This is a genomic window from Luteimonas abyssi, from assembly GCF_001482195.1.
In the GTDB taxonomy this organism is placed as follows: Bacteria; Pseudomonadota; Gammaproteobacteria; order Xanthomonadales; family Xanthomonadaceae; genus Luteimonas; species Luteimonas abyssi.
In genome coordinates this window covers 1751570-1775391 of the sequence record NZ_KQ759763.1, presented here as the reverse complement: position 1 = coordinate 1775391, position 23822 = coordinate 1751570, and the positions used below count along the sequence as shown (strand labels likewise).

The following is a 23822-nucleotide window of genomic DNA, read 5'->3' as shown; positions in this document are numbered from 1 at the left end:
GACAGCATGGAATCCCTCGACCTTCGCAAAGCGGGCCTCAAGGTCACGCACCCCAGGATGCGCATCCTGGAGCTGCTGGAGCAGAAGACCCCGCGCCAGCACATGACCGCGGAAGACATCTACCGCCAGTTGCTGGACCAGGGCGACGAAATCGGCCTGGCGACCGTCTACCGCGTCCTGACCCAGTTCGAGGCCGCCGGCTTGGTGGTCAAGCACAACTTCGAGGGCGGCCACGCGCTGTACGAACTCGATCGTGGCGATCACCACTACCACATGGTGGACATGAGCAGCGGCCAGATCACCGAGTTCGAGAGCCCAGAGATCGTGGCGCTGCTCAACCGGATCGCCGACGAGCACGGCTGCATCCTCGACGAGCACTCGCTGGTGCTCTACGTGCGCAAGAAGCGCCAGTAAACCGCCCTTCAAAACCCCTCATTGCTGACGTTCGCGGACGATGTCCCCGAAACGACGCCCGCCGGGCACCATCGCCCCTCTCCCGCCAGCGGGAGAGGGGTTGGGGTGAGGGCAGACGTGCGGCATCGCGCGAAAAGCACCCTCATCCGCCCCTGCGGGGCACCTTCTCCCGCAGGCGGGAGAAGGGGGCTGGCCGCTCATGTCCGGCACCATCGCCCCTCTCCTGCTTGCGGGAGACCCGCAGGCGGGAGCAGGGAGCAAGGCCGCGAGCCGAGGCTCGGCGTCAGTCCGCCGTCTGCAACAGCTTCCGCGCTGCCGCACGCGCCTCGCGGGTGACGTCCACGCCGCCGAGCATCCGGGCCAACTCCTCTTCGCGGGCACGCGCGTCCAGCCGTTCGACCGCGCTTTCGGTCGCCCCGTCCACGGTGCGCTTGCTGACCCGATAGTGCGCGTGGCCCTGCGCGGCCACCTGCGGCAGGTGGGTCACGCACAACGCCTGACGTTGTGCGCCGAGCGCGCGCAGCTTGCTGCCCACGATCGCCGCCACGGCGCCGCCGATGCCGGTGTCGACCTCGTCGAAGACCATCGTCGGCACCGCATCCAGCCCCAGCGCGGCGACTTCGATCGCCAGCGAAATGCGCGACAGCTCACCGCCGGAGGCCACCTTGCGCAACGGCCGGGGAGGCTGGCCGGTGTTGGCGGCCACCAGGAACTCGGCGCGTTCGGCCCCCTGCGGATCGGGCCGCGGCGTCGGTTGCGCCTCCAGTGCGATCTCGAAGCGGCCGCCGCCCATGCCGAGCTCGGCGATCAACGCCGTGGTGTCGCTCGAAAGCCGGGCCGCGGCCGTGCGTCGCGCATGGCCCAGTGCGTCCGCCGCTGTGCGCCAGTGCTGGGTCGCGGCGGCGATGTCGCCGTCCAGGCGCTGCAGGCGTTCGTCGGCATCGGCCAGGGTTTCGAACTCGGAGCGCAGGCGGTCGCGCACGCCGATCAGCGCGTCGGGTGCGACGCGATGCTTGCGGGCGAGGTCGTGAACGCGGGCCAGGCTGCGTTCGAGCTCGGCATAGCGCTCGGGGTCGATGTCGAGATCGTCGCGGATGCGCTGCAGCAGCAACTGGGCTTCATCGAGCTGGATCGCCGCCGCTTCCAGCATGCCGTCGGCCTCGGCCAGGCGCGGTTCGTCGTCGCGCATGCGGGCCAGGTCGCCACGGATGCGCTGCAGCCGGCGGCCGAGGGCGTCGTCGTCGCCGAGCTCGGCCAGCACGCCGTCGCAGGTGGCGATCAGGCCGGCGGCATTGGCCTGGCGACGGTGGGCGGCATCGAGCTCGGCCAGGGCCTCGGGTTCGAGCCGTTCGCGGTCGAATTCCTTGAGCTGGTGGGCCAGCCATTCGCGACGCTCGCCCGGGTCGCCGAGGCCGGCCAGGTGCTCGCGCTCGTCGAGCAGGGCCTGCCACGCCTGCGCCGCGGCGGCCACATCGGCCAGTGCAGGGGCGTGGCGGCCGTAGGCATCGAGCAAGGCGAGCTGGGCGCCGCGCGACAGCAACGCCTGGTGCTCGTGCTGGCCGTGGATCTCCACCAGGTGTCCGGCCAGTTCCGCCAACTGGCCGATGGTCGCGGTGCGGCCATTGATCCACGCCCGCGAACCGCCATCGGCACGCAGGGTCCGTCGCAGCTGGCAGGTGTCGCCATCGTCGAGTTCCTGCGCGGCCAGCCAGGCGCGTGCGCCCGGGGCATCGTCGAGGTCGAAGACCGCGCTGAGCTCGGCGCGTTCGGCGCCGTGGCGCACCATGCCGCTGTCGGCGCGCTGGCCCGAAAGGAATCCGAGCGCATCGACGAGCAGCGATTTGCCGGCGCCGGTCTCGCCGGAAATGACGGTGAGGCCGGGCCCGAATTCGAGCTCGCTGGCGTTGGCGACGGCGAAGTTGCGGATGGCGAGATGGGTCAGCATGGCGTGGATTGTGACGGGCAGGCCGACGTGCGGCCAACAGCCACACGATACCGGCGCGTGACGCACCGGTTGAGACCGGTCGTGCGTCGCGCGACAGCGTCGTGGTTCATCGCGCGGGCGGTCGCGATCCGGGCGCCTGACTGCGGGCAGGATTCGCCGGTCGGTTCGGCCGACCGCAGGGTCAGGTCGCGATGACCGCGCGATCGCCCGGCCCGTCCGGCCGTAACGTCCGGCAGTGCCTGTGCGCCGGTCCTGTCGGAGGCGGGCTTGCACCGGAGCGGCGCGTGCCTGATATCGTGAAGCGTGACCCGCAAACGCCTGCCCACCGACGAACTCGACGCCCGTGCCCGGCATCTGCTGCGTACGTTGATCGCCCGCCATATCGAGGACGGCGAGCCGGTGGGCTCGCAGACCCTGGCCCGGCACGCCGGGCTCGACGTCAGCCCGGCGACGATCCGCAACATCCTGGCCGACCTCGAGGACAGCGGTCTGCTGACCGCGCCGCATACCTCGGCCGGGCGCGTGCCGACCGCGCAGGGCTACCGGGTGTTCGTCGATTCCATGCTGCAACTGCGCCCGTTGCCGGAGGGCGAGGTCAGCCGCCTGCGCGACGGCCTGCCTGCCGGCGGCGGCACCCAGTCCCTGCTGGGCAGCGCCTCGGAGCTGGTCTCGGCGATGACCCACTTCATGGGCGTGGTCAGCGTGCCCAAGCGCGAGCAGTTCGCGTTCCGCTACATCGACTTCGTCGCGGTGGACAGCCAGCGGGTGATGGCGATCCTGGTGTTCGCCGACAACGAGGTGCAGAACCGCCTGATCCAGGTGCGCCGCGCCTACGACGCCTCCGAGCTGGAACGGGTGGCGAACTACCTCAACGTGCATTTCGCCGGGCGCTCGGTGGCCGACATCCGCGCCACCCTGCTGCGCGAGATGCGGGTCGCCCGCGACGAGATGGAGAGCCTGCTGGCGCGCACGGTCGAACTGGCCGAGCAGGCGCTGGCGCCCGACGACACCGAGGACATGGTGGTCGCCGGGCAGACCCGCCTGATCGGGGTGCAGGATCTGTCGGACCTGGACCGTCTGCGCGATCTGTTCGACGCGTTCTCGCGCAAGCGGGAGATCCTGCAGTTGTTCGAGCGCACGGTGAAGGCGCCGGGCGTGCGCATCTTCATCGGCGAGGAGACCGGGCTCGCACCGCTGGAGGGAGTGTCGCTGGTCACCGCCCCATACGCCGCCGATGGCCGCGTGCTGGGCGTGCTGGGGGTGATCGGACCGACCCGGATGGCCTACGACCGGATCATTCCGGTGGTGCAGGCCACGGCCGACGTGCTGGGTGCGGCCCTGGAGCAGGGCCCGCCGCGCACCGGCTGAGAGCCGCGAGGGGCCCGGTCGCGGGACGGATGCCCTTGAATCCTGCCCGGCCAACCCCATTGCTGCGCCAGCGGCGGCCGAACGACCGCCACGGATATCGAGATGAGCAACGAGCATCACCCGGATTCACCCGAACACGAGCTGCCCCCCCACGGCGAGGACGGCCTGTCGCCGCAGGCGCTGCTGGAGGAGCAGGTGCAACTGCTGCAGGCGGAAGTGGAGCAGGTCCGTGCGCAGACGCTGCTCGAGCGCGCCGACCTGGAGAACCAGCGCAAGCGCCTGGCCCGCGAGGTCGATGCGGCGCGTCGTTTCGCCAACGAGCGTCTGCTGGGCGACCTGCTGCCGGTGTTCGACAGCCTCGACGCCGGCCTGGCCGCAGCCGGCGAGGCCGGACCGCTGCGGGAGGGGCTGGAAATGACCCAGCGCCAGCTGCTGAAAGTCGCCACCGACAACGGCCTGCGCCAGGTCGACCCGGCCGGCCAGCCGTTCGACCCGGCACATCACCAGGCGATCAGCCAGACCGACCCGGGCGACGTACCGCCGGGGCACGTTGCGCAGGTCTTCCAGAAGGGCTACGTGCTCAACGAGCGCCTGCTGCGTCCTGCGCTGGTGGTGGTGGCGCGCGACTGAGGCCTGCCGGGCGCGGGTGATGCCCGCGAACCGGGTCCGGCATCGCGGCCGCGGGCCGCCGTTCGAATACGCCGACGCGGCCGGGGTCGCGGCTGGCTTGAAGCCCTGACGGGCGCCCCCAGATAAGCCGCATCGGCGGCCGGGGCCGCCCGCACACATCAACACATCGGGATCAGAGGGAACCACTCATGGCAAAGATCATCGGCATCGACCTCGGCACGACCAACTCGTGCGTGGCGATCATGGACGGCGGCAAATCCAAGGTCATCGAGAACAGCGAGGGCGATCGCACCACTCCGTCGGTGGTGGCCTACACCAAGGATGGCGAGGTGCTCGTGGGCGCCTCGGCCAAGCGTCAGGCCGTCACCAATCCGCACAACACCTTCTTCGCGGTCAAGCGCCTGATCGGCCGGAAGTTCTCCGACGCCGAAGTGCAGAAGGACATCGGCCTGGTGCCGTACAAGATCGCCGAGCACGACAACGGCGACGCGTGGGTGGCCACCAGCGACGGCAAGAAGCTGTCCGCGCAGGAAATCTCCGCGCGCATCCTGGAGAAGATGAAGAAGACCGCCGAGGATTATCTGGGCGAGAAGGTCACGGAAGCGGTCATCACCGTGCCGGCGTACTTCAACGACTCCCAGCGCCAGGCGACCAAGGACGCCGGCAAGATCGCGGGCCTGGACGTCAAGCGCATCATCAACGAGCCCACCGCGGCAGCGCTGGCCTACGGCCTGGACAAGGCCGGCGGCGACCGCAAGATCGCGGTGTACGACCTGGGTGGCGGTACGTTCGACGTGTCGATCATCGAGATCGCCGAGGTCGACGGCGAGAAGCAGTTCGAGGTGCTGGCCACCAACGGCGACACCTTCCTCGGTGGCGAGGACTTCGACAAGCGCGTCATCGATTATCTGGTGGACGAGTTCCAGAAGGACCAGGGCATCGACCTGCGCAAGGATCCGCTGGCCCTGCAGCGCCTGAAGGACGCCGCCGAGCGCGCCAAGATCGAGCTGTCGTCGTCGCAGCAGACCGAGGTCAACCTGCCGTACGTCACCGCCGACGCCTCGGGGCCGAAGCACCTGAACATCAAGTTGACCCGGGCCAAGCTCGAGGCGCTGGTGGAGGACCTGATCAAGAAGTCGATCGAGCCCTGCCGCACCGCGCTCAACGACGCCGGCGTGCGCGCCTCGGACATCAACGAGGTGATCCTGGTCGGTGGGCAGACCCGCATGCCGAAGGTGCAGCAGGCGGTGTCGGAGTTCTTCGGCAAGGAGCCGCGCAAGGACGTCAACCCCGACGAGGCCGTGGCGCTGGGCGCCGCGATCCAGGGCGGCGTGCTGGCCGGCGACGTCAAGGACGTGCTGCTGCTCGACGTGACCCCGCTGAGCCTGGGCATCGAGACCCTGGGCGGCGTGTTCACCAAGATCATCGAGAAGAACACCACGGTGCCGACCAAGGCGTCGCAGACCTTCTCGACCGCCGAGGACAATCAGTCCGCGGTCACCGTGCACGTCCTGCAGGGTGAGCGCGAACAGGCCCGTTACAACAAGTCGCTGGCGAAGTTCGACCTGTCGGGCATCGACGCCGCGCCGCGCGGCATGCCGCAGGTGGAGGTGTCGTTCGACATCGACGCCAACGGCATCGTCCACGTCACCGCCAAGGACAAGAAGACCGGCAAGGAACAGAAGGTCGAGATCAAGGCCGGCTCGGGCCTGTCGGACGACGAGATCCAGCGGATGGTCGCCGACGCCGAGGCGCACCGCGAGGAGGACAAGAAGTTCCAGGAGCTGGTGACCACCCGCAACCAGGCCGATGCGCTGGTGCACAGCACCCGCAGCGCGATCAAGGACAACGGCGACAAGGTGCCGGGCGAGGTGATCGGTCGTGTCGAAGGCGCGCTGGCCGAGCTCGAGACGGCGATGAAGGGCGACGACAAGGGCCAGATCGAGGCCAAGTCGAAGGCGCTGGAGGAGTCCGCGCAGGCGCTGTTCGCCGCGGTGGCCGCCAGCCAGCAGCCGGAAGGCGATGCGGGGCAGGGTCCGGGCGCCGGCCCGTCGCAGGCCAACAACGACGACGTGGTGGACGCCGAGTTCACCGAGGTCAAGGACGACGACAAGAAGTCCTGACCGCAGTGCCGGGCGGATCCCATCCGCCCGGCCTTGGTCGCCCCGGTTCGCCGGGGCGTCGTGCGTTCCGCGTCCGGTACGCACGCCACGCACCTGTGCAGCACTCGCACGACTGATCTGGGCCGATGAGCAAACGCGATTACTACGAAGTCCTGGGCGTGTCCCGTACCGCCACCGAAGACGATCTCAAAAAGGCGTATCGCCGCAGCGCGATGAAGTACCACCCGGATCGCAATCCGGGTGACGCCGCCGCCGAGGCGTCGTTCAAGGAAGCCAAGGAGGCCTACGAGGTCCTGTCCGACGGCGGCAAGCGACGCATGTACGACCAGCACGGTCACGCCGCGTTCGAGCACGGCATGGGCGGCGGCAATGCGGGTCCGGGCGGTTTCGGCGGTGCCGACATGGGCGACATCTTCGGCGACCTGTTCGGCAACATTTTCGGCGGCGCCGGCGGCCGTGGCGGCCCCCGGCGTGGGGCCGATGTCGGCTACGTCATGGAACTCGACCTGCGCGAGGCGGTCGGGGGCATCGAGAAGCAGATCGAGGTGCCCACGCTCGCCGAGTGCGGCAGTTGCGATGGCAGCGGTTCCGAGGACGGCAAGATCGAGACCTGCAGCACCTGTCATGGCCGCGGCCAGGTCCGCATGCAGCGTGGAATCTTCACCATGCAGCAGACCTGTCCGCACTGCGGTGGGCGCGGGCAGGCCATCGTCAATCCCTGCAAGAGTTGTCACGGCGCCGGGCGGGTGGAAGAAGAAAAGGTGTTGTCGGTCAAGGTGCCCGCGGGCGTCGATACCGGCGATCGCATCCGCCTGACCGGCGAGGGCGAGGCGGGACCCGCGGGCTCGGCGCCGGGCGATCTGTACGTCGAGATCCGGGTGAAGCCGCACGAGATCTTCGTGCGCGAAGGCGACGACCTGCATTGCGAGGTCCCGATCCGGATCTCCCAGGCCGCGTTGGGCGACACCGTGCGGGTGCCGACGCTGGATGGCGAGGCCGAGATCCGGATTCCGGCCGAGACCCAGAGCGGCAAGGTGTTCCGCCTGCGCGACAAGGGCGTCAAATCGGTCCGCAGCCGGCATCGCGGCGACCTGTACTGCAAGGCCGTGGTCGAGACGCCGGTCAACCTCACCCCCGAGCAGCGCGAGCTGCTTGAGAAGTTCGAGGCCACCTTCGTCGGCGACGGCGCGCGTCGCCATTCGCCCAAGTCGAGCACCTTCGTCGACGGCGTGCGCGGGTTCTGGGACCGGATGACGTCCTGACGGCGTTTCGCTGTCGCACTCTGCGTCGTTAGAAAGCCGCCGCGGCTCACCCGCGGCGGCTTTTTTTTGGCTCTTCTTCCAAGTGCGAGGGACATTCGGGACGGAAGCATGAGGAGTGCGTGGGCTTCGGCAGGAGCGTCGCCGCAGCCGGGGCATGCTCCTTCGCTCGGTCAGCCCGGCCGCGCGGCAGTGCCGCGCAAGCCGTCGGCGCTCACCCATGGCCGGCTCTCCGCATTATCTCGGCCGCGTCGGCCAGTCGCTGGCGCAGCTTGTTCTAACCGAAGCGCCGATCCCGATGCCGAGACGAGCCGTGTCCAGGCGGCCGGGTGTCGCGTCAAGCGCGCCATGGATGGCGCGCGCCCGAGTCAAGGCAGGATGCCTTGACCGAGGGAAGAGCGATGCCCGGTCGCCTGGGCGCGGCGTCTCGACGAAATCCTCGCAGGCGTTCCGCCCCTCGGGTCCTGCAGATCGTCGAGAAGCTTTTCGTGCATCTGCTGCCGTGCTTGACGGGTGCCAGGCGCATTCGTGCCAGAAGGCTTCCGGTTCCGGCGTGACCCGCCAGGTCGCAACGACACCAAGCGGAGCAAGCGCGTGGACCCTATCTCCGCCAACCGGGCGCGCGACTAGAATGCATCGATGAACACCAATGCCGAGCACACGCGCCCCGAGGGCGGCCACCTCGTCCACGGCCGACGCCAGCGTCCCGACGGGCCGTCGCCGATCGACGTGATCTCGGTGCAGTCGCAGCTGGTCTACGGATACGCCGGCAACAGCGCGGCGGTGCCGCCGCTGCGGGCGATGGGCCTGCGCGTGGCGGAGATCCCGACCACGCTGCTCAGCAACGCGCCGTTCTACGACACCCTGCGCGGCCGCATGCTGCCGGCCGACTGGCTCGCCGATCTGTTGCAGGGCGCGCGCGAGCGCGGGCTGCCGGCACGCGCGCGTGCGCTGGTCTCGGGCTATTTCGGCACGGTGGACAACGGCAATGCGTTCGCCGACTGGGTGGAGGCCACGCTGCCGCAGGCACCGGGCCTGCGCTACTGGCTCGATCCGGTCATCGGCGACACCCACACCGGGCCTTACGTGGAGCCCGGGATCGAGCGGATCTTCGTCGAACGTCTGATAACCCGGGCCTGGCTGGTCACGCCGAACGCGTTCGAACTGGAGCGGCTGACCGGCCTACCGGCGTTGGCGCAGGCCGATGCCATCGCCGCGTCGCGGGCGTTGCTGGCACGAGGCCCGGCGTGGGTACTGGCGCACAGCGTGTCCGGCGCGCCGGACATGCTGGTGACGTTGCTGGTCGGCCACGATGCGGTCTGGCGCTGGTCCACGCCGTATCTGCCGGTGGACGTGGCCGGCACCGGCGACGTGCTTTTGGCGCTGATGCTCGCCGCGCACCTGCGAGGGAAGCCCTTGCCGGAGGCGGTCTCGTTCGCCCTGGCCGGTGTGCACGGCGCGCTCGAAGCGACCCTGGCCTCGGATCAGGAGGAACTGGACGTGCTGGCGGCGGTCCCGGCCGCGCATGCCCACCACGCCCGGTTTCCTGCGGAGCGGCTGGCATGAGCGCTGCCGTGCCGGTGCGTCCGATGGTCGGCATCGTCGGAAGCGGTGGTGCCTACGGGCGCTGGCTGGCCACCTTCTTCCGCGAGCGGATGGGGTTGCGGGTGCTCGGCCACGACCCCGCCGATCCGGATGCGCTGCCACCGGCGGAACTGCTCGACACGGCGGACGTGCTGCTGTTCTCCGTGCCGATCCGCCAGACCGCGGACATCATCGATGCCTGGCGGGTGGCGTCCGCAGGACGCGAGTCCGGCAAACTTTGGCTCGACGTCACTTCCATCAAGGACGCGCCCGTATCGGCCATGTTGCGCACGCAGGCGGAGGTCGTGGGGTTGCATCCGATGACCGCGCCGCCCAAGTCGCCGACGCTCAAGGGACGCGTGCTGGTGCTGTGCGAAGCGCGCGTGGCGGACTGGCGCACATGGATCGAGCAACTGGTGACCGCGCTGGAGGCCGAGTGTGTGCGTGCGGATCCCGTGCAGCACGACCGGATCATGGCCAGCGTGCAGGCGCAGGTGCATGCGCTGCACCTGGCGCAGGCGGGGGCGATCCGCCGTGCAGGGGGGCTGGAGGCGCTGATGCCGTACCGTTCGGTCTCCTTCGAGCTGGATGCGGCAGTGATCGCGCGGATGCTCGCGCTGAATCCGCAGATCTACGAAGACATCCAGTTCGGCAATCCGTACGTCGCCGAGGCACTCGACGTGCTGCGCGAGGAACTCGAACGCGTACATGCCCTGGTGCGGGCCGGCGACGATGCCGCGCGCGCGGCGTTCCGCACCGAAGTCATCGGCGCCGCCCGCGAGGCGATGGCGGAGTCGCTCGACGCCGGTCAGCACACCTACGAACGGGTCGGCTATCTGCTCGCGGATCTGGCGGAGCCGGTGGCGCTGGCGGTGCACCTGCCCGAGGACCGGCCGGGCTCGTTGCGTGCGCTGCTGGCGACGTTCGAGCGGCATCGGCTCAACATCGGGTCGATCCATTCCTCGCGCACGCCGTCCGGCGAGTTGCACTTCCGGGTCGGCTTCGATGGCGCCGTGGACCGGGCCGCGCTGGATGCGGCGGCGCAGACGCTGGCGACCGAGGGGATCGGCACGGTTCTCGAGCGTCGTGGCTGACCGGCACAGGCGCGGACGGTGGCCGGCGGCCTGCGGGTAGCGGCCGGAGACGTTTGCGTGTCGCCCGGGGCCACGGTGCCCCGCGGGGGAGGGCACGCGCGTCGCATCGCCTACACGGCGCGTCTTCGATGATGTGGCGTCGCAGCCCGCCGTGGTGATCCACGTGCCGAGGCGCTGTTTCGTCCGCAATGCGCCGAGTCCGTCATGCCCATCGTCAAACGTTTCGTGTGCTTCGCCTTGATCTGGCTGGTGCTCAGCAGAGGTGAGCCGGGCGGTTGGGTCGCGGGACTTCTCGCGGCGGCGTCGGCCACGGCGGCCAGCCTGTGGCTGTTGCCGCCCGGCCGCGTGCGCGCCGACATCCTCGGGTTCGCACGCCTGGTGCCGGGCTTCCTGTACCGCTCGTTGCGCGGCGGCATCGAGATCGCGTGGCTGGCGCTGCATCCGAGGATGCCGATCGATGGCGGCTGGATCGCATATCGCACCGCGTTGCAGGACGGCACCCAGCGCAACATCTTCGGTAGCGAGATGAGTCTGCTGCCGGGTTCGTTGCTGGCAGGTGGCGACGAGGATGTGCTCTACGTGCATTGCCTGGTCGGACGCGATCGCGTGGTGCGGCAACTCGGCGACGAGGAGGCCCGCTTCGCGGCGGCATGGCGCCCTGCAGTCGACGGGCGCGACGGGTGACGGGCGTGCTGGAGGGCGCGGCCGCGCTGCTGTTGCTCACGGTGGCCGGCAGCCTGTTCCGTATCCATCGCGGTCCCGGCAGGGCCGACCGGATGATGAGCGCGCAACTGGTGGGTACCGGCGGGATCGGCGTGTTGCTGCTGCTGGCCGGAGTATCGGGCGAGGCGGCTGTGCTCGACGTGGCCCTGGTGCTGGCGCTGTTGGCCGCATTGGCCTCGGTGGCGTTCGTCAAGGCGACCAGTCCTGATGGTGCCGGCGATCCGGAGGAGCCATCGTGACCTCGGCGCTGGCGACGATCGGGGTCGGGGTGTTCGTCGGCGCCGGGCTGTTCTTTTTCGTGGCCGGGACGGTGGGGCTGTTGCGGTTTCCTGATCCGCACAGCCGTCTGCATGCCTTGACCAAAGCGGACAACCTCGGCCTCGGTCTGCTGGCCATCGGCGTGGCGCTGCATCTGGGCTCCGGCTGGGCAGCGGCCAAGCTGGCGTTGATCTGGGTGCTGGCGGTATTCGCCGCGTCGACCGCAGCGCAGTTGCTGGCGCGCTCGGTCTTGCGCGATGAGGATCGTCCGGCGCCGTCGAATGGGAACGCTCCATCAACGACGCGCGCCGACCCGGACCGTCCCGGCCAGCGTACCCAGGAGGGGCGCCACGGCGCACGCCCTGGGCACGCCGGCCGAGGGACACCGCCGCGGATGCCGTCTGCGCGGAGGCGCGCGCGGCCGGGCGAGGCGTGATGAGCGCGGCGATCCTGGATCTCATCCTGTGCGCGATGCTGGTCGGCACGGCGTGGCTGGCGGTGACCGGGCGCGCCCTGTTCGCGGCGATCGCGTTCTTCGTGACCTACGGCGTGCTGGTCGCGATCGCCTGGGTCCGGCTCGGGGCGGTGGATGTGGCGTTGGCGGAAATCGCGATCGGTACCGGCCTGACCGGCGTGCTTTTGATCGGCGCCTGGTCGGCGCTGCGGCGTCGCGGCGCGATCGATACCGCACCGGCCACGCGTCGGCTGCCCAGGCTCGCCGCGGCCGGCACCGCGTCCGCGCTGACGGTGCTGCTCGGCGCAGCGGCCTGGTCGCTGGACGGCGAGGAACGGGCGGGGCTGGGCGACGCGGTGGAACAGGCGGGCGCCGAGGCCGGTACCTCGCAGCCGGTGACCGCCGTACTGTTGAACCTGCGCGCCTACGACACCTTGATGGAAAGTGCGGTGTTGCTGCTGGCGCTCATCGCGGTGTGGGTTCTGGTGCCGCGCGCGGCATGGGGCGATGTTCCGGGGCTGCGCCAGCATGCGCGCGGCGACGGCGTGATGGCCACGCTCGGGCGCCTGCTGCCGCCGGTGGGCCTGGTGGTGGCGATCTACACGGTGTGGGTCGGCAGCTATCGGCCCGGCGGGGCCTTCCAGGGCGGGACCATCCTCGCGGCGGTCGGCCTGCTCGTGGTGTTGGCGGGGCTCCGGCAGGCGCCCCGGACGACCGCCCGGCGCACGCGTGTGGCGCTGGTGGCGGGGCCCGGCATCTTTCTGGCCGTCGGTGCGCTGGGCATGGCGACGACCGGGCATCTGATGGGCCTGCCGTCGGCATCGGCCTCGATGTTGATCGTGGCGATCGAATTCGCGCTGGCGCTGTCGATCGCGGTCGCCCTGGGGTTGCTGGTGGCGGGTAATCCGCGCGGACAGGGCGGGTCTTGATGCAGGGCTCGATGGTGTTCGCACTCTGCGGTGCCGTGCTGGTCGGCATCGGGGCGTACGGCTTCGTCACCCGCCTGCGTCCGCTGCACCGGATCGTGGCGTTCAACGTCGTCGGCGGCGGGCTCTTCCTGTACTTCGGTGCGCTCACCCGGACATCGGCTGGCGTCGACCCGGTCGCGCAGGCGCTGGTCATCACCGGCATCGTGGTGGCGCTGTCGCTCACGGCGCTCGCGGTAGCGCTGGTGCTGCGCCTGGCGGACGAGGGGGAGGAAGACAAGTCGGGCGCCGAGCGCCCGGGCCCCGGCACCGGTGGCGGCCGCGACGGCCTGGATGACGACGACGGGCGGGACGGCGGGACGGATGCTTGCGCTGCGGACGGGAGGCGTCGGCGGTGACGCTCGTGGACTGGCCCTTGCTGGAAACGCTGGTGGCCGTGCCGCTGGCGGCGGCGTTGTGGTCGGTCGTGGCCGGTCGCCGGGGCGCCTTGGGGTTGCTGGTCGCCGTGTCGACGACGATGTGCGCGACGGCGCTGGCGCTGTGGGGGGCGGTGACGACCGACGGCCCCCGCGAAGTCGCGCTCGGCGGCTGGCAGGCGCCGCTCGGCATCGGCCTGCATGCCGATGGCCTGTCGGCGGCCTTCGTGCTCACCTGTGCACTGATCATGCCGGCGGTGGCCGCATGCGCCTATCGGGCGTTCGCGCCGCGCATCCCGGAGCAGGCGCGACGCTACACCTTCTGGCCGTTGTTCTACGCGATGTGGACCGCACTCAATGCGGTCTTTCTCGGGCGCGATCTGTTCAGCCTGTACGTGGCGCTGGAACTGCTGACCATCGCGGCGGTGGGCATGGTCGCCTACGGCAGCGCCCGGGCCGCGCTGCGCTACCTGATGGTCGCGTTGCTGGGCTCCACGGCCTATCTCGCCGGGGTCATGTTGATCTATGCGACGTCCGGTGCCCTGGATACCGGCCTGCTGTATCGCACCCTCGGCGACAGCCGCGCGGTGTTGCTGGCCGGCGCGCTGATGACCGCGGGCCTGTTGGCGAAGACGGCACTGTTCCCGCTGCATGCGTGGCTGCCGCCCGCGCATGCCGGCGCGCCGGCACCCGGAAGCGCACTGCTGTCGGCTCTGGTGATCAAGGCATCGTTCCTCATCCTGTTGCGGATCTGGTTCGACCTGATGCCCGACGCCGGCGGGCGCGGTGTCACCCCGGTGCTCGGCGCGCTGGGCGCGGCCGCGATCGTCTACGGGTCGCTGCTGGCGATCGTGCAGACGCGCCTGAAACGGATCGTGGCGTACTCCACGGTGGCTCAGGTGGGATACCTGTTCCTGGTGTTCCCGCTGGCCGGCGGTGCCGCCTACGAGATGCCGTGGGCGGCCGGTGCGTGGACGGGCGGGGTGCTGCATGCCCTCGCGCATGCGTTCGCCAAGGCGGCGATGTTCCTGGCGGCCGGGCTGGTGATCGAGGCGCTCGGACACGACCGCCTCGGCGGCATGAAGGGCCTCGCGCGCGCGATGCCGTTGACCCTGGCCGCGTTCGCGCTGGCGGCGGTCTCGCTGATGGGCCTGCCGCCCAGCGGCGGCTTCATGGCGAAGTATCTGATGCTGACCTCGGCGCTGGCCGCAGGACAGGTCGGCTACGCACTGGTCATGCTGGCCGGCGGACTGTTGGCGGCGCTCTACCTGTTCCGACCGCTGAACCGGGCGCTGAAGCGGCATGACGTCGTGCTGAAATCATCGGTCGCACTGTGGCGGCAGGCGGTGCCTTTCGTGCTGGCCGCGATCGCGGTGGCGATGGGCATCGCGGTCAACGCGCCGTATGCCCTGCTGCAGATCGGTCGGCCGCTGGCGGCCGAGGAGGGGATCGAGTGAATCCGATCGATCCGGTCAATCCGCCCGTGCCCGATGCGGTGCCCGTGCTGCTGCTGATGGCGTGCGCGTTGTTGCCGGCGCTGCTGTCGTTCGTCCTGCGCGCAGCCGACAGCCGCCTGCGCGACGGGATCAACATCGCCGGCGCGCTGTTGAAACTGCTGGTGGTGGCCTGGCTGATCGCCGGCGTCTCGCAGGGCGAGCGCTACGAAGTGCGCATGGCATTCGTTCCCGGTCTCGATCTGCTGCTGCGCGTGGATGCGCTGGCGTTGCTGCTGGTCACACTGTCGACCTTCCTGTGGCTGGTCACCACGATCTACGCCATCGCCTATCTGCGGGGAAGTCCCGACCAGGCGCGCTTTTTCGGCTTCTTCAATCTCTGCGTGACCGCGACCACCGGCATCGCGCTCTCCGGCTCGCTGCTCACCTTCTTCCTGTTCTACGAACTGCTCACGCTGTCGACCTGGCCCCTGGTGGTGCACAAGGGCGATGCGAAATCGCTGGCCGCCGGGCGGCGCTATCTGGCCTACACCATGACCGGCAGCGTCGCCCTGCTGGCCGGGATCGTGTGGCTGGAAGGCATGACCGGACCGGTGGAGTTCGTGCGACCGGACGCGCTGGACCAGGTCGACGACTGGGCGCTGCGGGCGGTGTTCGTGCTCTGCGTGGGCGGGCTGGGCGTGAAGGCGGCACTGGTACCGCTGCACGGCTGGCTGCCCGGCGCGATGGCGGCGCCGGCACCGGTGAGCGCGTTGCTGCACGCGGTGGCGGTGGTCAAGGCCGGCGCATTCGGCATCGTGCGCCTGATCTACGACGTCTACGGCAGCGAGCGCGTCGCCGCGCTGGCGCTGGGCGTCCCGTTGGCGGTACTGGCCTCGGTCACGATCCTCTACGGATCGATACGCGCCCTGCAGCAGGCCGACATCAAGCGAAGGCTCGCGTACTCCACGGTCTCCCAGGTCGCCTACATCGTGCTGGGCGCGAGTCTGGCCGGACCGGTGGCGGCGATCGGCGGGCTGACGCACCTGGTCCACCAGGGGCTGATGAAGATCACCCTGTTCTTCGCGGCAGGCGCGCTCGCCGAACGTCTGGGAGTGCAGACCGTGTCCCAGCTCGACGGCGCGGGCCGGCGCATGCCGTGGACGGTGTTCGCGTTCTCCATCGGCGCGCTGGGCATGATCGGCGTGCCGCCGGTGGCCGGGTTCGTGTCGAAGTGGTATCTGGGGCTGGGTGGCCTGGCCGCCGGTCAGCCCTGGGTCCTCGGCGTGCTGGTGCTGTCGAGCCTGCTCAACGCCGCCTATTTCCTCCCGCTGCTCTATCGCGCCTGGTTCCGGCCGCCCTCGAGGACGGTGGCAGATGCCGGCGACGGCGACGGCGACGGCATGCGGCTCGAAGTGCCATGGCAGGGGCTGATCCTGCCGGCGCTGGTCACCGCGCTCTGTTCGTTGGCCGCGGGGCTGTTCGCCGCGCTCGCGCTCAGCCCGCTGGGCTGGGCCCGGCTCATCGTCGAAAGGTTCTACTGACCATGGTGGTGACGCTCTGGCTGGTGCCGGTCCTGGCCGTGCCGTTGCTGCTGGCCGCGCTGGTGCTGTGGCCGACGATGCGCGCGCATGCGCTGGCGATGCTGCCGTGGGCGCCGCTGCCGGCGCTGGCGGCCGCGCTGGCCGCACCGGCGGGCGTTGCGCTGGGGGTGCCGTCCGTCCTGCTGGACATGCGCCTGGCCCTGGACGGCCCGATGCGCACGATGCTCGGCTTCGCGGCGCTGGTCTGGTGCCTGGCGGGCCTGTTCGCGCGTACGCACCTGCGCGACGACCCGCGTCGGGTGCGCTTCGCTGCGCTGTGGCTGTTGACCCTGGCGGGCAGCCTGGGGGTGATCGTGGCGGCGGACGTCGCCACGTTCTACGCCGCGTTCGCCTGCCTGTCGCTGGCGGCGTATCCGCTGGTGGTGCACACGCGCACCACCGCCGCCCGGCGCGCCGGCACCGTCTACATCGCGCTGGCGGTGCTGGGCGAGGCCTGTCTGCTGGCCGCCTTCGTCGTGGCGACCGGCAGCGCCGATTCGCTGGCGATCGTCGACGTGCGGGCGGCGCTCGGCGACGGGGTCGGACGGGAGGCCGCGCTGGCGCTGCTGATCGTGGGGTTCGGCATCAAGATGGGTATGGTGCCGCTGCATGTGTGGCTGCCGCTGGCCCACCCGGCGGCGCCGACCGCGGCCTCCGCGATGCTGTCGGGGGTACTGGTGAAAGCCGGCGTGGTCGGCCTGATGCAGTTCCTGCCCGACGTCGCGGCCCCCGACGCGCAAGCGATCCTGCTGTGGGCGGGGCTGGCCGGTGCGTATTACGGCGCCGCGCTCGGGCTGTGCCAGCGCGACCCGAAAGCCGTGCTGGCGTATTCGACGGTGAGCCAGATGGGTCTGGTGATCGCATTGCTGGCGTTGTTGCCGGGGCACGACGCGCGCGGCGAGGTGCTCGACGGGGTCGTGCTCTACAGCGTGCACCACGGGCTGGCGAAAGCGGCGCTGTTCCTGGGCGTGGGTGTCGCGCTCGCGGCGGGTGGCGGCCGTGTGGGGCGGGCCGTGCTGCTGGCGCTGTGCGTGCCCGCGCTTTCGCTTGCCGGCGCGCCGCTGACGGCCGGCGCCGTCGCGAAGACGGGCGCGAAGGCATTGCTGGGCGATGGGACGGGCGGTGCGCTGTTCGCCGCGTCGGCGGTCGGTACGGCGCTGTTGCTGATGCGCTTCCTCTGGCTGCTGCGTGGCCAGCAGATCCAGGACGCGCCGTCGACCCCCGCTGCCGGTCTGGTGCTGCCGTGGGGGGCGAGCGTGGTCGCGATGTGCGCGCTGCCATGGTGGCTGGGGGGCTCGGGTGACGTCACGACGCTGGCCTATCAGCTGCGTCCCGGCACGCTGGGCGACGGGCTCTGGCCGATCGTCGCGGCGTTGGCGACCGGGTGGCTCGTCTCCCGGTGGAGCACGCGCGGCCTGCCGCGCGTGCCCGAGGGCGATCTGTTGTGGCCGCTGGCGGCCGGGATGCGGGGCGGCGTCCGTTGCTGGGCCCGGTGGGTGGCGGAACTGCCCCGTCCTGCGCCCGGGCGTGTGGCGCGTCTGCGTCGCCTGCCGTGGCGCCGATGGTCCGAGGCCACGGAACGGGCACTGTCCCGGTGGCCGGTCGCCGGCACGTTGCTGATCCTGGTGTCGCTCGCGCTCGTCCGCTGACCTCCGTACGTGCGTCGATGCCTTCGCCGTACCGGTACGAGGGCGCGACGCCGCCGGCGGTTGATCGCACCGCGCCGGTGGCGCAGCCTATGCGGCCCCCCACGCGGCAAGCCGCACAGCCCGGAGTGATGACCGATGTCGAAGACACCGATCCGTTTGCTCGTCCATGGTGCATCCGGCCGGATGGGGCAAGCGCTGTTGCGCCTGGCGGCCGATCGCGAGGATCTGCGGGTGGTCGCTGCGGTCTCGCGCAAGGTGGACCAGCGTGTCGTGGACGGCATCCCGCGCTTCGCCGCGAAGGAACTCGCCGGCGTGCCGGCGTTCGATGCGGCGATCGACTTCAGCCTACCCGACGGGTTCGAGGCCATGCTGGCGCTGTGCGTGTCGCGCAGCGCCGCGTTCGTGTCCGGCACCACCGGGCTGTCCGACGACCAGCGGGGGGCGCTCGATGCCGCGGCATCTCGTATCCCAGTGCTCTGGGCGGCCAACTTCAGCCTGGGCGTGGCGGTGCTCGACCTGCTGGTCGAGCGTGCCGCGCGCGATCTCGACGGCTGGGCCTGCGACATCCTCGAGCAGCATCACGTCCACAAGCTCGATGCGCCGTCGGGCACCGCGCTTGCGCTGGGCGCCTCGGCGGAGCGGGGCGGAGCGGCCCCACGCTACGCCAGCGTGCGAGCGGGCGACATCGTCGGCGAGCACACGGTGCAGTTCGCGGGCGTCGGCGAGCGGGTCGAACTGGTGCATCGGGCCACCAACCGCGACGTGTTCGCGCTGGGCGCACTGACGGCGGCGGTACGGCTGGCGGCCCGGACGCCGGGTCTGTACGGCATGCGGGATCTGCTGGCGGACGCCTGAACGGCAGCGGGCCGCGCGCTGCGGTTGCCCCGGATTCGTGATGCCGCCCCGTCGAAGCCGTTTCCTTTTGCGTCATCGGCCGGTAAAATTCCCGCTCGCCTGAACACCACCGCCCCGGACTGGTTCCAGACCACGTCCGCGGTTTTTTGCAGCCCGCGTTCCGGCCACGGAGCGGGTTGGCGGTGCAGGATCTCCTTCATGACTAGGCGATCGACGTGACCCAACCCGCAATCCTCGCGCTCGAAGACGGCACCGTCTTCGAGGGTATTTCCGCAGGCGCCACCGGCCTGTCCGTCGGCGAAGTGGTGTTCAACACCGCCATGACCGGTTACCAGGAGGTCGTCACCGACCCCTCATATGCGCGCCAGATCGTCACCTTGACATATCCGCACATCGGCAACACCGGGTTCACCGACCAGGACGACGAGGCCGGCAAGGTGTGGTCGGCCGGGCTGATCGTGCGCGACGTGCCGCGCCGTCCCAGCAGCTGGCGCAGCCAGGTGGCGCTGCCGGAATGGCTGGCCGCACGCGGTGTGGTGGCGATCGCCGGCATCGATACCCGCAATCTGACCCGCATCCTGCGCGAGCGCGGCGCCCAGAACGGCGCGCTGATGGCCGGCGGGGCTTCCATCGGGCAAGCCGACGTGGAGCGCGCGATCGAGGCGGCCCGCACGTTCCCCGGCCTGAAAGGCATGGACCTGGCCAAGACCGTCAGCACGACCGAGCGCTACAACTGGCGCGAAGGCCAGCTCGATCTCGACAGCGGCGACTGGGTGCAGGCCGAGCCGCGTTTCAAGGTGGTCGCCTGGGATTACGGGGTGAAGCGCAACATCCTGCGGATGCTGGCCGAGCGCGGTTGCGACGTGACCGTGGTGCCGGCGCAGACCCCGGCCGACGAGGTGCTGGCGCTGTCGCCGGACGGCGTGTTCCTGTCCAACGGTCCGGGCGATCCGGAGCCCTGCGACTACGCCATCGCCGCGATCCGCACCTGCATCGAGAAGAAGATCCCGACCTTCGGCATCTGCCTGGGCCATCAGCTGCTGGCGCTGGCCGCCGGTGCGAAGACCGCCAAGATGCCGCACGGCCACCATGGTGCGAACCATCCGGTGCAGGACCTCGACAGCGGCCGGGTGATGATCACCTCGCAGAACCACGGTTTCGCGGTCGACGAGACCAGCCTGCCGGCCAACGTGCGGGTGACCCACCGCTCGCTGTTCGACGGCACCAACCAGGGCATCGAACTCACCGATGCGCCGGCGTTCTCCTTCCAGGGCCACCCCGAGGCATCGCCCGGGCCGCACGACGTGGCCCCGCTGTTCGACCGATTCGTAGAAAGCATGCGCGTTGCGCTGACGGAGAAGCACTGACATGCCAAAGCGCACCGACATCAAGACCATTCTCATCATCGGCGCCGGCCCGATCGTCATCGGCCAGGCCTGCGAGTTCGATTATTCGGGCGCGCAGGCGTGCAAGGCGCTGCGCGAGGAGGGGTATCGGGTGGTGCTGGTCAACAGCAACCCGGCCACGATCATGACCGACCCGGAGACCGCCGATGCGGTCTACATCGAGCCGATCAACTGGCGCACGGTCGAGAAGATCATCGCCAAGGAGAAGCCCGATGCGCTGCTGCCGACGATGGGCGGCCAGACCGCGCTCAACTGCGCGCTGGAGCTCGCCGACCACGGCGTGCTGGAGAAATACGGCGTCGAGCTGATCGGCGCCAAGCGCGAGGCCATCCGCATGGCCGAGGACCGCGAGTTGTTCCGTGTGGCGATGCAGGAGATCGGGCTGGAATGCCCGACCGCCGAGGTCGCCAGGACGTTCGAGCAGGCGGTCGAGATCCAGGCCAAGGTGGGCTTCCCGACCATCATCCGTCCGTCGTTCACGCTCGGCGGCAGCGGTGGCGGCATCGCCTACAACAAGGAAGAGTTCGAGGAGATCATCAAACGCGGGCTCGAGCTGTCGCCGGTGGGCGAGGTCCTGGTCGAGGAATCCGTGCTCGGCTGGAAGGAGTTCGAGATGGAGGTGGTCCGCGACACCGCGGACAACTGCATCATCGTCTGCTCGATCGAAAACCTCGACCCGATGGGCGTGCACACCGGCGATTCGATCACCGTCGCCCCGGCGCAGACCCTGACCGACAAGGAATATCAGCGCCTGCGCAACGCGTCGATCGCGGTGCTGCGCAAGATCGGCGTGGACACCGGCGGCTCGAACGTGCAGTTCGGCATCAGCCCGACCACCGGCCGCGTGGTGGTGATCGAGATGAACCCGCGTGTCTCGCGGTCCTCGGCGCTGGCCTCCAAGGCGACCGGCTTCCCGATCGCCAAGGTCGCGGCCAAGCTCGCCGTGGGCTACACCCTCGACGAGTTGAAGAACGAGATCACCGGTGGCAAGACCCCGGCCTCGTTCGAGCCGGCGATCGATTACGTGGTGACCAAGATCCCGCGCTTCGCCTTCGAGAAGTTTCCGCAAGCGGACGCGCGCCTGACCACGCAGATGAAGTCGGTCGGCGAGGTGATGGCGATGGGGCGCACCTTCCAGGAGTCGATGCAGAAGGCGCTGCGTGGTCTGGAGACCGGCAAGGTCGGCTTCGATCCCACCGGACTGGACCTGAGTGACGACACCGACCTCGCGACCCTGCGCCGCGAGGTCCGCGAGCCGGGCCCGGAGCGCCTGTTCTACCTGGCCGATGCGTTCCGCGCGGGGCTCTCGGTCGAGGACGTGTACGGCCTGTCCTACGTCGACCCGTGGTTCCTCGACCAGATCGAGGAAATCGTGACCACCGAAGGCGAGATCGCCGCCGGTGGCATCGACGCGCTGGACGCCGCACGCGTGCGCGCGCTCAAGCGCATGGGCTTCTCCGATGCGCGCATGGCGCAGCTGCTCGGGACCGACGAGCAGGCGGTGCGGGCGTTGCGTCGCGCATTCGGCGTGCGTCCGGTCTACAAGCGCGTGGATTCGTGCGCCGCCGAGTTCGCGACCGATACCGCGTATCTGTACTCGACCTACGAGGACGAGTGCGAGGCGCAGCCGACCGACCGCGAGAAGATCATGGTGCTGGGCGGTGGCCCGAACCGGATCGGGCAGGGCATCGAGTTCGATTACTGCTGCGTCCACGCCGCGCTCGCCCTGCGCGAAGACGGTTACGAGACCATCATGGTCAACTGCAACCCGGAGACCGTCTCCACCGACTACGACACCTCCGACCGTCTGTACTTCGAGCCGCTGACGCTCGAGGACGTGCTGGAGATCGTCGAGGTCGAGAAGCCCAAGGGCGTGATCGTGCAGTACGGCGGGCAGACCCCGCTGAAGCTGGCCCGGGCCCTGGAAGCCAACGGCGTGCCGATCATCGGCACCTCGCCCGACTCCATCGACCTCGCCGAGGACCGCGAGCGCTTCCAGCAACTGGTCGAAAAGCTCGCCCTCAAGCAGCCGCCCAACCGCACCGCACGCAGCGCCGAGGAAGCCCTGGTGCTGGCCAAGGAGATCGGCTACCCGCTGGTCGTGCGCCCGAGCTACGTGCTGGGCGGCCGCGCGATGGAAGTGGTGCACGCCGATGCCGACCTGGAACGCTACATGCGCGAGGCGGTAAAGGTCTCCAACGATTCGCCGGTGCTGCTGGATCGGTTCCTCGACAACGCCGTCGAGGTGGACATCGACGTGATCGCCGATGCCCAGGGCCAGGTGATGATCGGCGGTCTGATGGAGCACATCGAGGAGGCCGGCGTGCATTCGGGCGATTCGTCCTGCTCGCTGCCGCCGTATTCACTCTCGGCCGAGACCCAGGCCCGCCTGCGCGAGCAGGTCGTGGCGCTGGCGCGCGCGCTGAACGTCGTCGGCCTGATGAACACCCAGTTCGCGGTGCAGACGAACGAGGACGGCGAGGACCAGATCTTCCTGCTGGAAGTGAACCCGCGTGCGTCGCGCACGGTGCCGTTCGTCTCCAAGGCCATCGGTCGTCCGCTGGCCAAGATCGCGGCGCGCTGCATGGCGGGCCGTTCGCTGGCCGAGCAGGACGCGACCGCCGAGGTGGTGCCCGAGTACTTCTCGGTGAAGGAGGCGATCTTCCCGTTCGCCAAGTTCCAGAACGTCGATCCCATCCTCGGGCCCGAGATGCGCTCCACCGGCGAGGTGATGGGCGTGGGCCGCAACTTCGGCGCCGCGTTCGCACGCGCGCAGGAAGCGGCCAGCATCAAGGCGCCGCCGGGCGAGGGCAAGGTGTTCGTCTCGGTGCGCGATCCCGACAAGGCACGCGTGGTGCCAGTGGCGCAGGAGCTGGTGCGCCGCGGCTATGCCATCGTCGCCACCCAGGGCACCGCGGAGTGGCTCGGCAAGCACGACATCGCCTGCGAGCGCATCAACAAGGTGGTGGAAGGCCGACCGCACGTGGTCGACCTGATCAAGAACGGCGAGATCGCCTACATCGTGAATACGACCGAGGGCAAGCAGGCCATCTCGGACTCGTTCTCGATCCGCCGCGAGGCCCTGCAGCACCGCGTCACCTACTCGACGACGATTGCCGGTGCGCGGGCCTTGCTGCATTCTCTGGACTACCGCGACAGCGGCCCGGTGTGGTCGCTGCAGGAACTGCACGAGGAACTGAAGACGTCATGAGAGCTCCCCTGACGGTCCAGGGCGCGCAGCGCTTGCGCGCCGAGCTGGAAGAACTGAAGTCGGTCAAGCGCCCGGCGGTGATCAACGCGATCGCCGAAGCGCGCGCGCACGGCGATCTCAAGGAGAACGCCGAGTATCACGCCGCGCGCGAGCAGCAGGGCTTCATCGAAGGCCGCATCAAGCAGCTCGAAGGCGAGCTGTCGCACGCGCAGATCATCGACGTGTCCACGCTCAACGCCGGCTCGAAGATCGTGTTCGGCGCGGTGGTCGAGCTGGAGAACACCGAAAGCGGCGAGGAAACCCGCTACCAGATCGTGGGCGACCTCGAGGCCGACATCAAACAGGGCCTGATCGCGATCTCGTCGCCGGTGGCACGCGCGCTGATCGGCAAGAACGAGGGCGATACGGTCACCATCGAAGCGCCCGGCGGGACCCACGAGTACGACATCGTCTCGGTGGCCTACGACGGCTGACGCGATGCGCCGACGTCC

At 69.8% G+C, this 23822-nt stretch carries 20 protein-coding genes; 19 read left to right on the top strand and 1 reads right to left on the bottom strand.

All coding sequences use genetic code 11. The features are described from left to right. The first annotated feature begins 6 nt into the window (after positions 1–6). A complete protein-coding gene (gene fur, locus RG19_RS07370) occupies positions 7–414 on the top strand; it encodes a ferric iron uptake transcriptional regulator (protein ID WP_058834712.1) in 408 nt (135 codons plus the stop codon). Between the two features lie 283 nt (positions 415–697). Here the strand turns inward: fur and recN are convergent, their stop codons facing one another. After that, positions 698–2359: a DNA repair protein RecN gene (recN, locus tag RG19_RS07365; protein ID WP_058834711.1), complete on the bottom strand. Its 1662-nt coding sequence runs from the start codon at positions 2357–2359 to the stop codon at positions 698–700. 318 nt (positions 2360–2677) lie between these two features. Here recN and hrcA point away from each other — a divergent pair, with 318 nt between their 5' ends. From hrcA to greA, 18 genes are all read left to right on the top strand, one after another. Then, complete coding sequence (hrcA, locus tag RG19_RS07360) at positions 2678–3727, top strand: heat-inducible transcriptional repressor HrcA (RefSeq protein WP_058836475.1); 1050 nt, start codon at positions 2678–2680, stop codon at positions 3725–3727. A 102-nt stretch (positions 3728–3829) separates the two neighbouring features. After that, on the top strand, positions 3830–4357 hold the full coding sequence (gene grpE / locus RG19_RS07355) for a nucleotide exchange factor GrpE (RefSeq protein ID WP_082672546.1): 528 nt from the start codon (positions 3830–3832) through the stop codon (positions 4355–4357). Between the two features lie 188 nt (positions 4358–4545). After that, positions 4546–6480: a molecular chaperone DnaK gene (dnaK, locus tag RG19_RS07350; protein WP_058834710.1), complete on the top strand. Its 1935-nt coding sequence runs from the start codon at positions 4546–4548 to the stop codon at positions 6478–6480. 125 nt (positions 6481–6605) lie between these two features. Beyond that, positions 6606–7742, top strand: coding sequence for a molecular chaperone DnaJ (gene dnaJ / locus RG19_RS07345; protein WP_058834709.1), 1137 nt, complete (start codon positions 6606–6608; stop codon positions 7740–7742). A gap of 636 nt (positions 7743–8378) precedes the next feature. Beyond that, complete coding sequence (gene pdxY / locus RG19_RS07340; protein WP_058834708.1) at positions 8379–9305, top strand: pyridoxal kinase; 927 nt, start codon at positions 8379–8381, stop codon at positions 9303–9305. A gap of 8 nt (positions 9306–9313) precedes the next feature. Then, entirely contained in the window at positions 9314–10417 is a 1104-nt protein-coding gene (locus RG19_RS07335; RefSeq protein ID WP_058836473.1) for a prephenate dehydrogenase, read from the top strand. 204 nt (positions 10418–10621) lie between these two features. Continuing rightward, a complete protein-coding gene (locus RG19_RS07330; RefSeq protein ID WP_058834707.1) occupies positions 10622–11101 on the top strand; it encodes a Na+/H+ antiporter subunit E in 480 nt (159 codons plus the stop codon). Beyond that, positions 11098–11379, top strand: a complete 282-nt coding sequence (locus RG19_RS07325; protein ID WP_058834706.1) for a monovalent cation/H+ antiporter complex subunit F — start codon at positions 11098–11100, stop codon at positions 11377–11379. Before RG19_RS07330 ends, RG19_RS07325 begins: the two co-directional genes overlap by 4 nt. After that, entirely contained in the window at positions 11376–11834 is a 459-nt protein-coding gene (locus RG19_RS17200) for a cation:proton antiporter (RefSeq protein ID WP_082672545.1), read from the top strand. The genes RG19_RS07325 and RG19_RS17200 overlap by 4 nt, the downstream gene beginning before the upstream one ends. After that, positions 11834–12781 carry a hydrogenase subunit MbhD domain-containing protein gene (locus RG19_RS07315; RefSeq protein WP_157515195.1) on the top strand — a complete coding sequence of 316 codons (948 nt, stop codon included), beginning with the start codon at positions 11834–11836 and terminating at the stop codon, positions 12779–12781. Before RG19_RS17200 ends, RG19_RS07315 begins: the two co-directional genes overlap by 1 nt. A gap of 11 nt (positions 12782–12792) precedes the next feature. After that, entirely contained in the window at positions 12793–13176 is a 384-nt protein-coding gene (locus RG19_RS07310; RefSeq protein WP_202905325.1) for an NADH-quinone oxidoreductase subunit K, read from the top strand. A gap of 5 nt (positions 13177–13181) precedes the next feature. Further along, positions 13182–14651 (top strand): complex I subunit 5 family protein, encoded by a 1470-nt coding sequence (locus RG19_RS07305; RefSeq protein ID WP_202905324.1) that lies wholly within the window; start codon positions 13182–13184, stop codon positions 14649–14651. After that, positions 14648–16171, top strand: coding sequence for a complex I subunit 5 family protein (locus RG19_RS07300; RefSeq protein ID WP_202905323.1), 1524 nt, complete (start codon positions 14648–14650; stop codon positions 16169–16171). Before RG19_RS07305 ends, RG19_RS07300 begins: the two co-directional genes overlap by 4 nt. A 2-nt stretch (positions 16172–16173) precedes the next feature. After that, positions 16174–17859, top strand: coding sequence for a complex I subunit 5 family protein (locus tag RG19_RS07295; RefSeq protein ID WP_058834703.1), 1686 nt, complete (start codon positions 16174–16176; stop codon positions 17857–17859). A 135-nt stretch (positions 17860–17994) separates the two neighbouring features. Continuing rightward, entirely contained in the window at positions 17995–18714 is a 720-nt protein-coding gene (locus tag RG19_RS07290) for a 4-hydroxy-tetrahydrodipicolinate reductase (protein WP_082672543.1), read from the top strand. Positions 18715–18929: 215 nt separating this feature from the next. Beyond that, on the top strand, positions 18930–20081 hold the full coding sequence (carA, locus tag RG19_RS07285; protein ID WP_058834701.1) for a glutamine-hydrolyzing carbamoyl-phosphate synthase small subunit: 1152 nt from the start codon (positions 18930–18932) through the stop codon (positions 20079–20081). Between the two features lies 1 nt (position 20082). After that, on the top strand, positions 20083–23331 hold the full coding sequence (gene carB / locus RG19_RS07280) for a carbamoyl-phosphate synthase large subunit (RefSeq protein ID WP_058834700.1): 3249 nt from the start codon (positions 20083–20085) through the stop codon (positions 23329–23331). Next, complete coding sequence (gene greA / locus RG19_RS07275; protein ID WP_058834699.1) at positions 23328–23804, top strand: transcription elongation factor GreA; 477 nt, start codon at positions 23328–23330, stop codon at positions 23802–23804. Before carB ends, greA begins: the two co-directional genes overlap by 4 nt. The last annotated feature ends 18 nt before the right edge of the window (positions 23805–23822 follow it).

What these genes read in the sequence shown, in the direction of transcription:
- dnaK (WP_058834710.1), top strand. Translation starts at nt 4,546, where the DNA reads ATGGCAAAGATCATCGGCATCGACCTCGGCACGACCAACTCGTGCGTG.
- RG19_RS07330 (WP_058834707.1), top strand. Translation starts at nt 10,622, where the DNA reads ATGCCCATCGTCAAACGTTTCGTGTGCTTCGCCTTGATCTGGCTGGTG.
- RG19_RS07310 (WP_202905325.1), top strand. Translation starts at nt 12,793, where the DNA reads ATGGTGTTCGCACTCTGCGGTGCCGTGCTGGTCGGCATCGGGGCGTAC.
- dnaJ (WP_058834709.1), top strand. Translation starts at nt 6,606, where the DNA reads ATGAGCAAACGCGATTACTACGAAGTCCTGGGCGTGTCCCGTACCGCC.
- RG19_RS07315 (WP_157515195.1), top strand. Translation starts at nt 11,834, where the DNA reads ATGAGCGCGGCGATCCTGGATCTCATCCTGTGCGCGATGCTGGTCGGC.
- carB (WP_058834700.1), top strand. Translation starts at nt 20,083, where the DNA reads ATGCCAAAGCGCACCGACATCAAGACCATTCTCATCATCGGCGCCGGC.
- RG19_RS07290 (WP_082672543.1), top strand. Translation starts at nt 17,995, where the DNA reads ATGTCGAAGACACCGATCCGTTTGCTCGTCCATGGTGCATCCGGCCGG.
- greA (WP_058834699.1), top strand. Translation starts at nt 23,328, where the DNA reads ATGAGAGCTCCCCTGACGGTCCAGGGCGCGCAGCGCTTGCGCGCCGAG.
- pdxY (WP_058834708.1), top strand. Translation starts at nt 8,379, where the DNA reads ATGAACACCAATGCCGAGCACACGCGCCCCGAGGGCGGCCACCTCGTC.
- recN (WP_058834711.1), bottom strand. Translation starts at nt 2,359, where the DNA reads ATGCTGACCCATCTCGCCATCCGCAACTTCGCCGTCGCCAACGCCAGC.
- grpE (WP_082672546.1), top strand. Translation starts at nt 3,830, where the DNA reads ATGAGCAACGAGCATCACCCGGATTCACCCGAACACGAGCTGCCCCCC.
- RG19_RS07295 (WP_058834703.1), top strand. Translation starts at nt 16,174, where the DNA reads ATGGTGGTGACGCTCTGGCTGGTGCCGGTCCTGGCCGTGCCGTTGCTG.
- fur (WP_058834712.1), top strand. Translation starts at nt 7, where the DNA reads ATGGAATCCCTCGACCTTCGCAAAGCGGGCCTCAAGGTCACGCACCCC.